The sequence below is a fragment of the Sabulicella rubraurantiaca genome (assembly GCF_017355885.1).
Taxonomy (GTDB): domain Bacteria; phylum Pseudomonadota; class Alphaproteobacteria; order Acetobacterales; family Acetobacteraceae; genus Roseococcus; species Roseococcus rubraurantiacus.
On record NZ_JAFEUU010000003.1, the window covers coordinates 187,633 to 200,532 of the forward strand.

General features: G+C 69.1%; 13 protein-coding genes and 1 tRNA gene. 2 read left to right on the top strand and 12 right to left on the bottom strand.

Annotated features, from left to right (window positions below; all coding sequences use genetic code 11):
• Positions 1-19: 19 nt before the first annotated feature.
• Genes JTJ31_RS07705 through JTJ31_RS07735 form a run of 7 tightly spaced genes read right to left on the bottom strand, consistent with a single transcriptional unit; the run spans position 20 to position 7,453 of the window.
• The gene (locus tag JTJ31_RS07705; protein WP_207538053.1) at positions 20-880 is read right to left on the bottom strand and encodes an HpcH/HpaI aldolase/citrate lyase family protein; all 861 of its coding nucleotides are present in this window, start codon (positions 878-880) and stop codon (positions 20-22) included.
• Positions 880-2,082 (bottom strand): CaiB/BaiF CoA transferase family protein, encoded by a 1,203-nt coding sequence (locus JTJ31_RS07710; protein ID WP_207538054.1) that lies wholly within the window; start codon positions 2,080-2,082, stop codon positions 880-882. Before JTJ31_RS07710 ends, JTJ31_RS07705 begins: the two co-directional genes overlap by 1 nt.
• The gene (locus JTJ31_RS07715) at positions 2,079-2,954 is read right to left on the bottom strand and encodes an HTD2 family dehydratase (RefSeq protein ID WP_207538055.1); all 876 of its coding nucleotides are present in this window, start codon (positions 2,952-2,954) and stop codon (positions 2,079-2,081) included. Before JTJ31_RS07715 ends, JTJ31_RS07710 begins: the two co-directional genes overlap by 4 nt.
• Positions 2,951-4,297, bottom strand: coding sequence for an MmgE/PrpD family protein (locus JTJ31_RS07720; protein WP_207538056.1), 1,347 nt, complete (start codon positions 4,295-4,297; stop codon positions 2,951-2,953). Before JTJ31_RS07720 ends, JTJ31_RS07715 begins: the two co-directional genes overlap by 4 nt.
• 13 nt (positions 4,298-4,310) lie before the next feature.
• Complete coding sequence (locus JTJ31_RS07725) at positions 4,311-5,501, bottom strand: acyl-CoA dehydrogenase family protein (protein ID WP_207538057.1); 1,191 nt, start codon at positions 5,499-5,501, stop codon at positions 4,311-4,313.
• A gap of 3 nt (positions 5,502-5,504) precedes the next feature.
• The gene (locus JTJ31_RS07730; protein WP_207538058.1) at positions 5,505-6,299 is read right to left on the bottom strand and encodes an enoyl-CoA hydratase/isomerase family protein; all 795 of its coding nucleotides are present in this window, start codon (positions 6,297-6,299) and stop codon (positions 5,505-5,507) included.
• Positions 6,296-7,453 carry a CaiB/BaiF CoA transferase family protein gene (locus JTJ31_RS07735; RefSeq protein WP_207538059.1) on the bottom strand — a complete coding sequence of 386 codons (1,158 nt, stop codon included), beginning with the start codon at positions 7,451-7,453 and terminating at the stop codon, positions 6,296-6,298. The genes JTJ31_RS07730 and JTJ31_RS07735 overlap by 4 nt, the downstream gene beginning before the upstream one ends.
• Positions 7,454-7,641: 188 nt before the next feature.
• On the opposite strand from JTJ31_RS07735, the gene JTJ31_RS07740 reads away from it, so the two are divergent.
• Positions 7,642-8,628, top strand: coding sequence for a Bug family tripartite tricarboxylate transporter substrate binding protein (locus JTJ31_RS07740; protein WP_207538060.1), 987 nt, complete (start codon positions 7,642-7,644; stop codon positions 8,626-8,628).
• A 6-nt stretch (positions 8,629-8,634) separates the two neighbouring features.
• Here the strand turns inward: JTJ31_RS07740 and JTJ31_RS07745 are convergent, their stop codons facing one another.
• From JTJ31_RS07745 to JTJ31_RS07760, 4 genes are all read right to left on the bottom strand, one after another.
• Positions 8,635-9,270, bottom strand: a complete 636-nt coding sequence (locus tag JTJ31_RS07745) for an SGNH/GDSL hydrolase family protein (protein WP_207538061.1) — start codon at positions 9,268-9,270, stop codon at positions 8,635-8,637.
• 198 nt (positions 9,271-9,468) lie between these two features.
• A complete protein-coding gene (locus tag JTJ31_RS07750; RefSeq protein ID WP_207538062.1) occupies positions 9,469-9,918 on the bottom strand; it encodes a hypothetical protein in 450 nt (149 codons plus the stop codon).
• 161 nt (positions 9,919-10,079) lie between these two features.
• Positions 10,080-10,664 carry a DedA family protein gene (locus tag JTJ31_RS07755; RefSeq protein WP_236020012.1) on the bottom strand — a complete coding sequence of 195 codons (585 nt, stop codon included), beginning with the start codon at positions 10,662-10,664 and terminating at the stop codon, positions 10,080-10,082.
• Between the two features lie 285 nt (positions 10,665-10,949).
• Positions 10,950-11,378, bottom strand: coding sequence for an H-NS histone family protein (locus tag JTJ31_RS07760; protein WP_207538064.1), 429 nt, complete (start codon positions 11,376-11,378; stop codon positions 10,950-10,952).
• Between the two features lie 308 nt (positions 11,379-11,686).
• Between JTJ31_RS07760 and JTJ31_RS07765 the strand changes: the two genes are divergently transcribed.
• Positions 11,687-12,517 (top strand): alpha/beta hydrolase, encoded by an 831-nt coding sequence (locus tag JTJ31_RS07765; RefSeq protein ID WP_207538065.1) that lies wholly within the window; start codon positions 11,687-11,689, stop codon positions 12,515-12,517.
• 234 nt (positions 12,518-12,751) lie between these two features.
• Here JTJ31_RS07765 and JTJ31_RS07770 read toward each other — a convergent pair.
• A tRNA-Ala gene (locus tag JTJ31_RS07770) sits at positions 12,752-12,827 on the bottom strand.
• Between the last annotated feature and the right edge of the window lie 73 nt (positions 12,828-12,900).

Here is a 12,900-nt window from a genome sequence, read left to right on the forward strand (position 1 = left end):
GCCAGCCGGGCTAGGCCGCTCAGCGCGCCCGGGCCAGTACCTTGCGCGCCCGGTCCACCACCGGCAGGTCGATCATCGCGCCCTCGAAGGCCACGGCGCCGCGCCCTTCCGCCACCGACTGATCGAAGGTGGCGATCAGGCGCCGCGCCCGGTCCACCTCGGCGGGGGAGGGGCCGTATTCCTCGTTGATCGGTGCGACTTGCGACGGATGGATGCAGGCGGCGCAGCCGAAGCCGAGCCGCCGCGAACGGCGCAGCGAGGCGCGATAGGCGTCGAGGTCGGAGAAATCCGCGAAGGGACCGACGGAGCCCATGGGCAGCACGCCGGCCGCACGCGCTGCCGCCACCACCTGCATGCCGAAGGCGTAGAGCGCATCCGCGCCCGGCTCCGCCTCCAGCTCCGTGCACAGATCCTCGGCGCCGACGCCGATGGCCGCGACGCGCGGATGGGCGCGCGCGATCTCGGGCAGCAGCGGCAGGGATTCCGCCGTCTCCACCACCGGGATCAGCCGCACCTGGCCTTCGGGCAGGCCCAGCGCCGCCTCCCGCGAGGCGACCACCTCGGCCAGGAGGCGCACATGCTCCGGCCCCATCGCCTTGGGCAGCATCAGCGCCGACACTTCGGGCAGCACGGTGGCGACGATGTCGGGCACGGCCAGTTCCAGTGGCCGGTTGATCCGCACGCAGACCTCCGGTCCGCCGCCGCGCACCTGCCGCGCCGCGCCGGGCAGGGCGGTGCGCGCCGCCTCCTTCTCGCCGGGCGGGATGCTGTCCTCCAGGTCGAGGATGATGACATCCGCGCCGCGCGTATGCGCCTTGGCGACGAATTTCTCAGCCGTCGCCGGCACGAAGAGCAGAGAACGCCAGTTGGGGGCGGCCATCACGCTACATCCTCGAAGGCGGCGCCGGTTTCGATCATGGTGGCGATGCTCTCCTCGTCATGGCCCAGTTCGCGCAGCACGGCGCGGGTGTCGCGGCCCAGCCGCGGCGCGGGAAGCGTCTCCTCCCGCATGCCGCCGCTGAAGCGGTTGGCGACGCGGGCGCGCCGGATGCGCCCTTCCGTCGGATGGTCGTCCATCTCCCAGAACCCCACCTCGTTCAAGTGCGGGTCCTCCAGCAGATCCTCCAGCCGGTTGTAGGGCGCGGCGGGCACGTCCGCCGCCGCCAGGATCTCCAGCCATTCCGCGGTCGTCTTCTCGCGCAGCGCGGCGGCGCGCAATTCGAAGAAGGCGGCGGCGTTCTCGCTGCGCGCCTTGGGGGTGTTGAAGCGCGGATCGTCCTTCATCTCCGGCTGTCCGATCACGTCGAAGAAGGCGAAGGCCTGGCGGTTGTCGTTGGGATGGGCGGTGATGTAGCCGTCCTTCGTCGGCAGCGGGCGGTAATAGGGGCTCAACAGCCGCTCATCGCCCGCCTGGCCGAGCGGCGGGTCGAAGGTGGCGGCGCCCAGATGCTCGCTGGCGACGAAGCTGGCCATGTTCTCGAACATCGGCACCTCCACCGCCTCGCCCACACCCGTGCGCTCGCGGCGAAACAACGCGAAGCCGATGCATTGCGCCGCGACCAGCCCGGCGATGTGGTCGGTCATCACCATGGGCACGAAGCGCGGCTCGCCCGTTGCGCGCTCGAAGGTGCCGGCGACGCCGGACAGGGACTGGATCACCGGGTCATAGGCCGGGCGGTTGAAGTAGCGCCCGCCGCGCCCGAAAGCCTGGATTGAGCAATGGATGAGGCGCGGGTTCAGTGCGGAGAGCGTCGCGAAGTCCAGCCCGGCACGCTCCAGCCCCGCCGGGCGCACGTTGCTGACGAAGACATCCGCCCGGGCCAGCAGCGCCCGCAGCGCGGCCGCGCCCTCGGGCCGCTTGATGTCGAGGCCGATGCTGCGCTTGTTGCGATTGAAGTTGATGAACTTGCCGCTCATTGCCGGGGAGCGGCTGCCAGCGGCGAGGTAGCGCAGGATGTCGCCGCCTGGCGCCTCCACCTTGATGACGTCCGCGCCCTGATCGGCGAGGGTGCGCGTGCAGATGGGACCGACGACCACGGTGGTGAGATCCACCACGCGCACCCCGTCGAGCGGGCCGCTCATGCGAAGCGCAGCTCCATCTGGGCGCAGAGCGCGCCGCCGCGATCCGCCACCCAGGCCGACATCGCGCCGTCCGCGACCTCGCTCCCCGCCAGCGTCACCGTGTCGCCGATCGAGATAGGCCGGGTGAGGCGGGCGGTGAAGCCAGCCAGCCGCTGCCCCGGTGCGTGAGCCACCGCCGCGTCCAGCAGGAGCTGCATGGTCAGCCCGCCATTCTGCACCAGCGCCGGATAGCCCTCGACCTCGCGCGTGTAGTCGGCGTCGTAGTGGATGCGGTGGGCGTTCCAGGTGATGGCGGAGTAGCGGAAGACCAGCGTGCTCGGCAGGTGCTGCTCCACCCCCCAGGCCGCATCCGTGGGCGCGGGCGTGCCCGCATTGACCGGCGAGGAGGTGCCGGGCGGCACAGCCTCGCGATACACCGCGTCGAACTCGTCCACCGCCACGGGGCGGCCGCCCACGCTGAAGGAGTGGCGCATGGTCAGGACGCAGATCGTGCCGGTGCGCGCCTGTTTCGGCTCGATGGCGGCGACCTCGGCACGCTTCGTGAGCACCTCTCCGACGCGGAACCCGCCTTCGAGCTGGACACGGCGCCCCGCGCCCATGCGGCGCGGCAAGGGGATGGGCGGCAGCACCACGCCGGGCGCCGGATGACCATCGGCGCCGATCTCGCCCTGACGCGCGGATTCCGCGCAGAACAGGCTGAACCAATGCGCCGGCACTTCCGCCCCGCGCGGAAACGCATCCGGGTCCATGTCCAGCATGGCGGCGATGCGGCGCATCGTGGCCGGGGTCACGTCATCCTCGACGGTCCAGCTTCGGCCCAGCCATTCCTCGCGCACCCGCGCGACGCGTGCGTCGAAATCCGCCACGCTCATGCCCGGCCGCCCAGCGCGCCGAGGCCGGGCAAGGTTTCCAGCCGCGACAACTGGTCGAGCAGCGCTGCGCCGCCATTCCAGCCGCGCGTGCAATCGGCGAATTTGGCGTGAAGCTCCGCCTCCTCCATCGGGTTCTGCGAGTTGCCGCGCGGGAAGCGGATCTCGCCGCTGTCCAGCACGTCGCCCTTGGTGGTGCGGAGGATGACGCGGTCCGTCTCGGCGAAGGCGGGTTCCAGCGGGCAGCGCGTGTCGCGCGTCGTGATGCTCACCTTCGGGAAGAGGGCCCGCACCTCCGGCCTCCCGACGAATCCGTCGGTCAGCTCGCCCAGGCCGACATTGCGCGCGACCACGGCGGAGGCGACGGCGAATTGCAGGCTGAACTTCGCCTCCAACCCGGTCTTCGGCGCGTGGTTGCGCAGCATGGAAGCCTGGGTCTCGCCGATGCTCGCCTCCACCGAGGCCACCTCATCAGGTTGCAGGTCATGCTTGGTGACGAGATTCAGCACGCCGTCGATGGTGCGATGCGTGGCGTAGCACATCGGGTAGCGCTTCACGTTCAGCCCCACCTCGCGGATGCGGAGCGTCTGGCCCAGCGTCGCGGCTGCGTCGCGATCCGCCCGGCCCTTGGGCGACAGCGCGGCCAGGAACCCCGCGCGATGCTCCAGCGCGTCGGGCGAAGCCGTGAAGCCGCGCGCCGCCAGCCGCACCGCTTCCACCGCCGCGGCAGCTGCCCGCCCGGCATGGAGCGGCTTGGTCATGCTGCCGAAATTGGCGACGAGCCCGCCGGCCATGCTGCCCGCCAGCGCCACGGCCTGCGCCGCTTGGGCAGCGTCCATCCCGTGCAGCGAAGCCAGCGCCGCCGCGGCGCCCACCGTGCCGAACACGGCGGTGGGGTGCCAGCCCTTCTCGTGCAGCGGGTCCGGCTCACGCGCAATCAGCTCGCCCCAGACCTCATAGCCCACCAGATAGGCGGCCATGGCGCGCGCGCCCGTGGCGCCGATGCGCTGCGCCTCGGCCAGGATGGCGGGGACCAGCACGGTGGACGGATGCCCGCCCAGCGCCACGTCGTCGTAGTCGAGCGCGTGCGCCGCCGTGCCGTTGAGCAGCGCCGCGTCGGCGGAATGGGCGCGCTCCGCCCCCAGCAGCACGGAGGCTTCGGTGGCGGTCGCGCCGCGCTCTGCCAGATGCTCGCGCAGCAGGGTCACCGCGGGCTCGTCCCGGCCCGCGATCATCGTGCCCAGCGTGTCGATGAAGGCGGAGCGCAGCAGCGGCAGCAGGTCCTCGGGCGGCGCCGTGGGGGCATCCGCGACATAGGCGCCGATCGCCTGGGTCAGTCCGGTCATGGCCTTTCCTCCCTCAATAGGTGCGCGGCATGCCGAGCACGTGCTCGCCCACATAGGCGAGGATCATGTTGGTGGAGATGGGCGCGGTCTGCAGCAGCCGCGTCTCGCGCCACTTGCGCTCCACGTCGTATTCGCGCGCGTAGCCGAAGCCGCCATGGCATTGCAGGCAGGCCTCCGCCGCGCTCCACGACGCCTCGGAGGCGAGGAGCTTCGCCATGTTGGCCTCCGCGCCGCAGGGCAGCCCGGCATCGAACAGCGCGGCGGCCTTCCGGATCATCAGCTCGGCGGCTTCCGTCTCCACATGCGCGCGGGCGATGGGGAACTGCACCGCCTGGTTCTTCCCGATGGGGCGGTCGAACACCACGCGCTCATTCACGTAGGCGGCGGCCTTCCTGATGAACCAGCGCGCATCGCCCAGGCCTTCGGATGCGACCAGCACGCGCTCGGCATTCATGCCGTCCAGGATGTAGCGGAAGCCGCGCCCTTCCTCGCCGATCAGGTTCTCCGCGGGAACGCGCAGATTGTCGAGGAAGACCTCGGTGGTGTTGTGGTTGATCATCGCGGGCAGGGGACGGATCTCCATCCCCTTGCCGAGCGATTCGCGGATATCCACCAGGAAGACCGAGAGTCCCTCGGTCTTCTTCTTCACCTGGTCGCGCGGGGTGGTGCGGGCCAGCAGCAGCATCAGGTCGGAATGCAGCGCGCGGCTGGTCCAGACCTTCTGCCCGGTGACGACATAGTGGTCACCCTCCCGCATCGCGCGGGTGCGCAGGCTGGTGGTGTCGGAGCCGCTGGTGGGCTCGGTGACGCCGAAGGCCTGCAGGCGCAGCGCGCCGCTGGCGATCCCCGGCAGGTAGCGCCGCTTCTGCTCCTCGCTGCCGTGCCGCAGCAGCGTGCCCATGATGTACATCTGCGCGTGGCAGGCGCCGGCGGAGCAGCCGCTGCTGTGGATCTCCTCCAGGATGACCGAGGCCGCACGCAGCGGCATGCCGGAGCCGCCATATTCCTCGGGGATGAGGGCGCCGAGATAGCCGGCCTCCGTCACCGCGCGCACGAATTCGGTCGGGTATTCCTCGCGCTTCTCCAGGTCGCGCCAATAGGCGCCGGGAAACCCGGCGCAGATGCGCCGCACGCTTTCGCGGATTTCCGGATAGTCCTGATCGAGAGACATGAGGGCGCTGCCGCCCGTTGCGTTGACGTCCATCTCTTATCGCCCCTTGAAGACCGGCTTGCGCTTCTCGTTGAAGGCGCGCACGCCCTCGATGCGGTCCTCGGTGTCCACCAGCCGGTTATAGGCCTCGATCTCGAAGCGGAAGGCGGAGCGCACGTCCATCTGCAAGCCGAAATGGATGGCTTTCTTCGCCTGCCGCACGGAAAGCGGCGCGTTGCCGGCGATGATCCGCGCCGTTTCCAGCGCCGCCTCCAGCGCCGCGCCCGGCTCCACCAAGCGGTTCACCATGCCCCATTCCAGCGCTTCCTCCGCGCTGAAGGGCCTGCCGGTCAGGATGATCTCCTTGGCGCGCCGCTCGCCCACCGCGCGGGGCAGGGTCACCGTGCCGGTGCCGCCAGGCATGATGCCGATCGTCACCTCGGTCAGCGCGAAGCGGGCGGTGCGGACCGCGTAGATGAAGTCGCAGCCCAGCGCCATCTCCAGCCCGCCCGCGAAAGCATGGCCGTTCACCGCGGCGACCACCGGCACCGGGCAATCATGCAGCGCCCAGTAGGAGCGCTCGAAGATCTCGTGCTGGTGTTTCCAGGCGGCGACGCTCATCCCGTTGCGCTGCTTCAGGTCGCCGCCGCCGCAGAAGGCCTTGTCGCCCGCGCCGGTGAGGATGGCGCAGCGCACCTCGCCCGGCTCGGCAGTCAGGCGCGTCCAGACATCCAGAAGGTCCAGCCCCATCTGCGTGTTGAGCGCGTTGGACACTTCCGGCCGGTTCAGCCGCACCACCATCACCTCCGGCGATGGGCGCTCGATCGCCAGCGTTTCGTAGGATGCGCTCATGCGGCGTTGCCTCCCAGCAGCGCGTTGTCTGCTCCACGCGCCGGCACCGGGCCGCGCGGCTCGGGCCGGGTTCCGTCAAAGGAGATGGGCAGGCCAATCGCCTGGACGCCCGTGCCCGGCAGGGATTGCAGCAGGCCCAGCGCCTGGGTTTGCGGATGCTCCAGCATCGCGCCCACATCCTGCACCGGGGCGCAGGGGATGCCAGCGATGTCCAGGCGCCGCATCCACTCGGCGTTGGGGCGCTTCAGCATCTCCGCCTCGATCATCGGATACAGCAGATCCTGATGCGCGACGCGGTCGGGATTGGAGCGGAAGCGTGGGTCATCCAGCCATTCGGGCCGCTCCAGCACCCTCGCCAAGGCGCGGAACAGCGCGTCATTGCCAGCGGCCACCACCAGCTCGCCATCCGCGGTGCGATAGGCGCGGTAGGGCACGATGCCTTGCGCGCCCGAGCCCTGCCGCTCCGGCGCTTCGCCGGAGGAGAGGTATTGCGCCACCGGCACGCTCATCCAGGCTGCGGCCGTCTCGAACAGGGACACGTCCACCACGCCGCCGATGCCGGTCATGGCGCGGCGCTGCAGCGCTGCCAGGATGCCGATCACCGCCCACATCCCCGTGCCCATGTCCACCATGGAGACGCCGACGCGCACCGCCGGGCGCCCGGCCTCGCCGGTCACGCTCATCAGCCCGCCAAAGGCCTGCATCAGCGGATCGTAGCCTGGGGCCTGCGCCAGCGGGCCGGTGCGGCCAAAGGCGCCCAGGTTGCAGCAGACCAGCGAGGGCTTGGCCGCCAGCAGCGCCTCTGCCCCCAACCCGAGCGACTCCGCCTGGCCCGGCCGCATGTTCTGCAGGACGACGTCGCCGCGTTCGAGGAGCAGCGCCTTCAGCCGCGCGATCGCCGCCTCGTCCCGCAGGTCGAGGCAGAGGGAGCGCTTGCCGCGATTGAGAGTCTGGAAGATCGCGCTCTCGCCCTCCCAGAAGGGCGGTCCCCAGCGGCGCGCATCGTCGCCGGCGGGCTTCTCCACCTTGATCACCTCCGCCCCCATGTCGCCGAGGATCTGCCCGGCGAAGGGCGCAGCCACGCTGTGGCCAAACTCGAAGACGCAAAGACCTGCCAGCGGCAAGGCCGCGCCCGGTGCGCGCTGTCCTGTCATGCGGAGCGGCCGTTTCCTTCCCAATTCCTTGCCCGGAAGCTTCGGCCCGGCCCCGCGTGGCGTCAATTGCATGCCAAGGACTTCCGGGGTGCGCGACCGCGCGACTAAGCTGGCCCCGGCGCCGCATCCGTGGCGCGAGATGGGAAGACGCCGCGCCCACGAAGGCGCGGCGCTTGGAGGACGTGCCAATGGAACGCAGGACAATGCTGCGCGGAGCCGCGCTTGGTTCCCTCGCCCTGACGGGCGCCCTGCCGCGCGAGGGCGCGGCGCAGCAGGCCTATCCGAACCGCCCCATTCGCATGGTGATCCCCTGGCCGCCGGGTCAGGCCACCGACATCATCGGGCGGCTCATGGCGCAGTCGCTCTCGCAATCCCTCGGCCAGTCCGTGGTGCCGGACAACCGCGCGGGCGCGGGCGGAACGATCGGCACGGACAACGTCGCGAAGTCGCCGCCCGACGGCTACACGCTGCTGGCCGGCTCCTCCGGCCCGGTCAGCATCTCGCCGCTGCTGCGCCGCCTTCCCTTCGATGCAGAGCGCGACCTGGCGCCCGTGGCCATGACCGGCAACTCGCCTTACCTGCTGGTGATCCGGCCCGGCTTCCCGGCGGAGAACATGCAGGAGTTCATCCAGGCCGTGCGCGCGGCGCCGGGGCGCTATAGCTTCGCCTCCTCTGGCATCGGCGCCACGGCGCATCTGGTGGCGGAGGCGATCAATCGCCGCCTCGGCCTCGACGTTACGCATGTTCCCTTCACCGGCAGCGCCGCGGGCGTCTCGGCCGTCGCGGGCGGGCAGGTGGATTACGTGGTGGAGACGCTGGCCGCGACGCAGCCGGTCATCCGCGCCAACAACCTCCGGGCCCTCGGCATCTCGCTGCTCAATGGCAGCAAGCTGGCACCGGAGGTGCCGCCGCTGTCGCGCGTGCCGGGGCTGGAGGGGATGGATCTCGGCGCGTGGCTCGGGCTGATGGTGCCGGCGCAGACGCCGACCCCCATCATCAACCGGCTGGCGGAGGCGATGCGCGAGGGGATGCAGAACTCGGAGATGGTGTCGCGCATGGAGATCGCGGGGCTGGAGCCGGCCTACAAGGACGCGGAAGGCTTCGCCGCCCATCTGCGCCAGCAGCGCGAGGTGTTCGGCGACGTGATCCGCCGCGCCAATATCCGCATCGAGTGAGTTGCCTCAGCTTCGCCCGGTCACCACGCGGGCGCCGCGCGTGCTGCGCTCCAGCGCCATCGCGGCGATGGCGGCGGCGATCTTCTCGCCGCCCTGCGCGCTCGGCTCGATCGGGTTGGCGAAATCGCCCGCCTCGCTGCAGATCAGCCGGAGGTCCAGCAGCGCGATGCCGCGTAGGAAGCACTCGCGCAGGATGATGTCGTTGAAGAAGGCGAGGGCGGTGACGGCGCGCCGTTGCCGGTCCGCATCCGGGAAGCGCGGGTCATAGATGGCGCAGGCCGTGACCGGCACCCCCTGCGCCAGGGCCGCGTCGAGCATCGCGACGTAATCCTGGCGGAACGCCCCGCGCAGATCGGCGAAGAGATCCAGCGAATCCGACACCAGGCGCGATGGCCGGCCGAGCATCCACTCCTGGCTCAGCGCATCATTGCCACCCGCGCTGATGACCAGATGCGTCGTGTCCGCGGGCAGGGTGGCGATCTGACGGGGGACGTCGCGCACCACCGCACCATCCAAGGCCACGAGGCTCGCCTGGGCACCCGCAGGAAGCGCCGCCCGCAATTGCCGAACCACGTCTGGCTGGCCCGGGACATAGACGCCGTTGTCGAAGACCGAGTCGCCGGCCAGCACGATATGGGTCATGGAAGATCTCCTGGCGCCCTCGCGGGGCTTCGTGGCAGCGCCTGCCCGGCTCGGGGGCGATGAAGACCGCCGCGCATCAACGCGCCAACGACGCATACCGGCTTCAACATGCGACGGTGTCGGCGATCATGCGTCCCTGCCCCCGCGCCATCATTGCGCGGGTGCCTGCTCACGCCGCCCGGCGCCCGGATCACGTCATCAGGCGCCGCAGCGCAGCCGGGCCCAGCTATAGGCGGGGGAAAGCTCCCCTGATTGCGCAGCGCGCCAGCGCCAGGTTTCCACGAGCACCATGCCCGTCTGCTCCAGCGTCACCAGGGTGAAGGCGGTCTCGGACGCGGGCTGGCCCGGGGCAGCTGCCTCCAGCGCCGCGCCGTAGGACACGCCCGGCCGTGCGGCGCGCAGGGTGGTCCGAGGCGCCGGTGCCTGGCCGGTGCGCGGCTGGACCGCCACGACGTGACGTTCCGCACCGTCGCCGAGAAAGGCGAGGCCGATCGACGCGGCCTCCGCGGGGGCGCGGAGCCCATCGGACTGCACGACGGAGCAGTCGGTCAGGGCCGGTTGCTGCGCGGCCCGATCCTGTGCCGCGGCACCCGCGGCAAGGAGCGGAACCATGGACAGGGCGAGGAGGAGACGGCGGTGGTCACGCATGGGGCGTCGCTCCGGAGTGGCTCACGAATGCACGAACGCCCGAGCGGGCCGGAGGACGCACAGGGCCTGAAGCCGCCACGTCAGGGATATCCCGAGCCTAAGGATGAGCCGCCTCCGGCTCCTGCGCCTCGCCAACGCGCTTCACCGGCCACGGCGGAAGATCAAGGGCCGGGCGAGGCACCCTGCCGTGCCGGGGAAGCCGTCATGCCACGTCGCCACCAATGCCGGATCAGCACACCTCCCACGGCGGCCAGCACGACGCAACCGAGCGCAATGGCGACCCCCTTGGGGCCGAGTAGCGCTCCAAGGAAATAGCCGCCGGCGACGAAGCTGGCTGACCAGAGTGCGGCGGCCAGGAAGTTCCAGAGTGCGAATTTGGTCCAGCTCATCGGCGAAAGGCCGATCGCCACGCTCGCTACGTTGCGGATGCCGTAAAGGAAACGGAATGAGAGGATGAAAAGGACGCCGTAGCGGTCCAGCAAATGGAGGGCGCGCTCGACACGGGCGGCTAGCCTGGGCCGCTTGGCCACGAATGGCCTCCCCCAGCGCCGGCCTACAAAGAACCAGCACTGGTCGCCCAGGAAGGATCCCCACCAAGCCACCAGGAACAAGATGAATGGGTCGGGAGTGCCAAACACGCGCGCGGCGGCTCCACCAACCAGAACGACCGTTTCGCCTTCAAAGAACGTCCAGATGAAAACAAGCGGATAGGCCCACCATCCATGCTCGGCCCACAGATCCTCCATCACGCTCCCCGGCTTCGTGTCGCGCCCCTTTGGGCTCTTGTCGTTTCGGCCCCGCGCGGCGGTGCCGCGCTGGCTCTCCCTTCTGGCGGAAAGCGGCAAGCCTCGTCCACTTGTTTCGCGGCTGCGCCGGGGTGAAGCTTTTACCGATCGGGCCCTTGGCGGAGGGATGCGGTCGCAGCCGTCGTGGCGCTCGCCATCGGACCCGATCCGGCCCTTGACGGTCCAAGGCTTGGCGCGAGACTGGGACGAGCGCCTCCCAGCTCGCAGCCTGAAGCGTGAAACGCCCTACCTGATCAGGAAATCGTCCTTGGACTTGCCGTCGGCCTGGGCGACTTGCAGCCATCGCGGCATGCGACCACGACCGCTCCAAAGCTCCCCGCCCGGTCCCCGGTACTTCGGCGCAGGCCCTTCGGATCCGGCTTTCCTGCCCGACCTTCCCCGACCACGGCCGGCCGCCTGGACGGGCTCGCCAAAGAGATCGCGAAGGCTGATGCCCAGATCGGCTGCCCGGCGCTCGATCTCCTCCTTCAGGGATCTCTTCTCGTCCTCGCTCTTCCGCTGGATCAAGCCCTCCGCCGTGCTGATGATCTGGCGCAACTGCCCGACACCCATCTCCTGGAGCGCAGCCATCACTCGGTCGGCGGCTTGTGTGCCTTCGTGTCCTGCCTCGCGCCCGCGCGGCCGGGATTTGGATTCAGCTTCATGATCTGACATGGAAATCACTCCTACGCAGAATGCGGCCCGTGTTGTTCAAGTCATTCGAGGCAAGGCCGCAAATTCTCATCCCCCAAATATGGCTGAATTGACAGGGGTCAATGGCTTGGAAAGCCCATCAAAATTCTTGTCTCAAGCCACATTCTTTCCCCACATGATTATTCACACTTTGACGTCACGATCAGGCCCATCCTCAAAGGTACATGTGGCCCGTTGAGGATAGGGTCTGAGCGACAACCTTGCGGGCCACAGCTTCCTACTTCTACCTGTGGCTGGCCCGGCGAAGTGACGACATGGGGAATCGCTGAATGTGGCTTGCGCATGTCGCATTGACGTTGGCGGCGCTTTACACCGCTCTCCTGGCTGGGGTGTATTTCGCCCAAACTTGGATCATTTTTCCGACGACGCTTGCCGGAACCGCACGGGTTCAACTCCCTTCATCGGCGCAGCGCCTAGAGGTCAGGACATCTGACGGCGAGACCCTCATAGGCGTGCGTATTCCAGGCGCCAGACAGGCGTTCCATGAAAACGCGTCGAAGCTGCTGGGTTTTGGCGGCAATGCGTGGAATGCCGAGGCCATGGCCCTGTATCTTCACGGCCTTTTCCCAGAGCACGAGGTCTCCGCTTTCCACTACCGCGGCTACGCGCCAAGCAGCGGCCGGCCGAGCGCAGAGATGCTGTTGTCCGATTCCACGGTGATCTTCGACCATCTCCAGCAGGATGCCCAAGCCCCTGTCGTCGCGGTCGGGTTCAGCATCGGTGCCAGCATTGCGGCTTACTTGGCCCAACACCGGCCTGCTGCTGGCCTGATCCTGGTCACGCCATTCGATTCCCTGGAGGGCGTGGCAAAGGACCATTACTGGTGGGCTCCGGTTGGCCTGCTCCTGCGCCACCACATGCCAACGATCGAGTTCCTGCGAGGCTCCCCCGTGCCGACGGCCCTCATTATGGCAGGGCGAGATACGATCGTGCCGGCCCGACGCAGCGCGGCGCTGCGCCCGGTGATCGAGAAGCTGGTCTTCGAGAGCACCATCAATGCCGGACATAACGACCTTTATGGCCATGCTGACTTCGCGCCGGCCATGCGTGAGGCGCTGGCGAAGATCGTTGCGGCGCCTGATCACGCCGCAGGGCGGTAGGCTGGCAGTGCCGAAAGTGGTGGGCGTGAGTGTCGGAGCTGAACTCTGTTTTGGAGGGGCAATCTCGAAGACCGGCCATCAGTCCGGATTTGCCTCTGAACGGCGTACCATTCCGGTCGGCGCAAAGGCAGGCAGAAAAGACAAGCGAACGCCTCGCCGGAATGGAAGCGCCATTGGGAAGGCAGCGTCAGTGCCGCCGAAGCCTTCGCCACATCACTTGTCTTTGGAAAAACCTGGTGGAGCCAAGGGGAGTCGAACCCCTGACCTCTTGAATGCCATTCAAGCGCTCTCCCAACTGAGCTATGGCCCCACAGGTGGGCGGGGCTATAGCCCTGCTGCGCGAAGCCCGCAAGCCCACCCCCGCGCTTCCTTTCGGCCCTTTC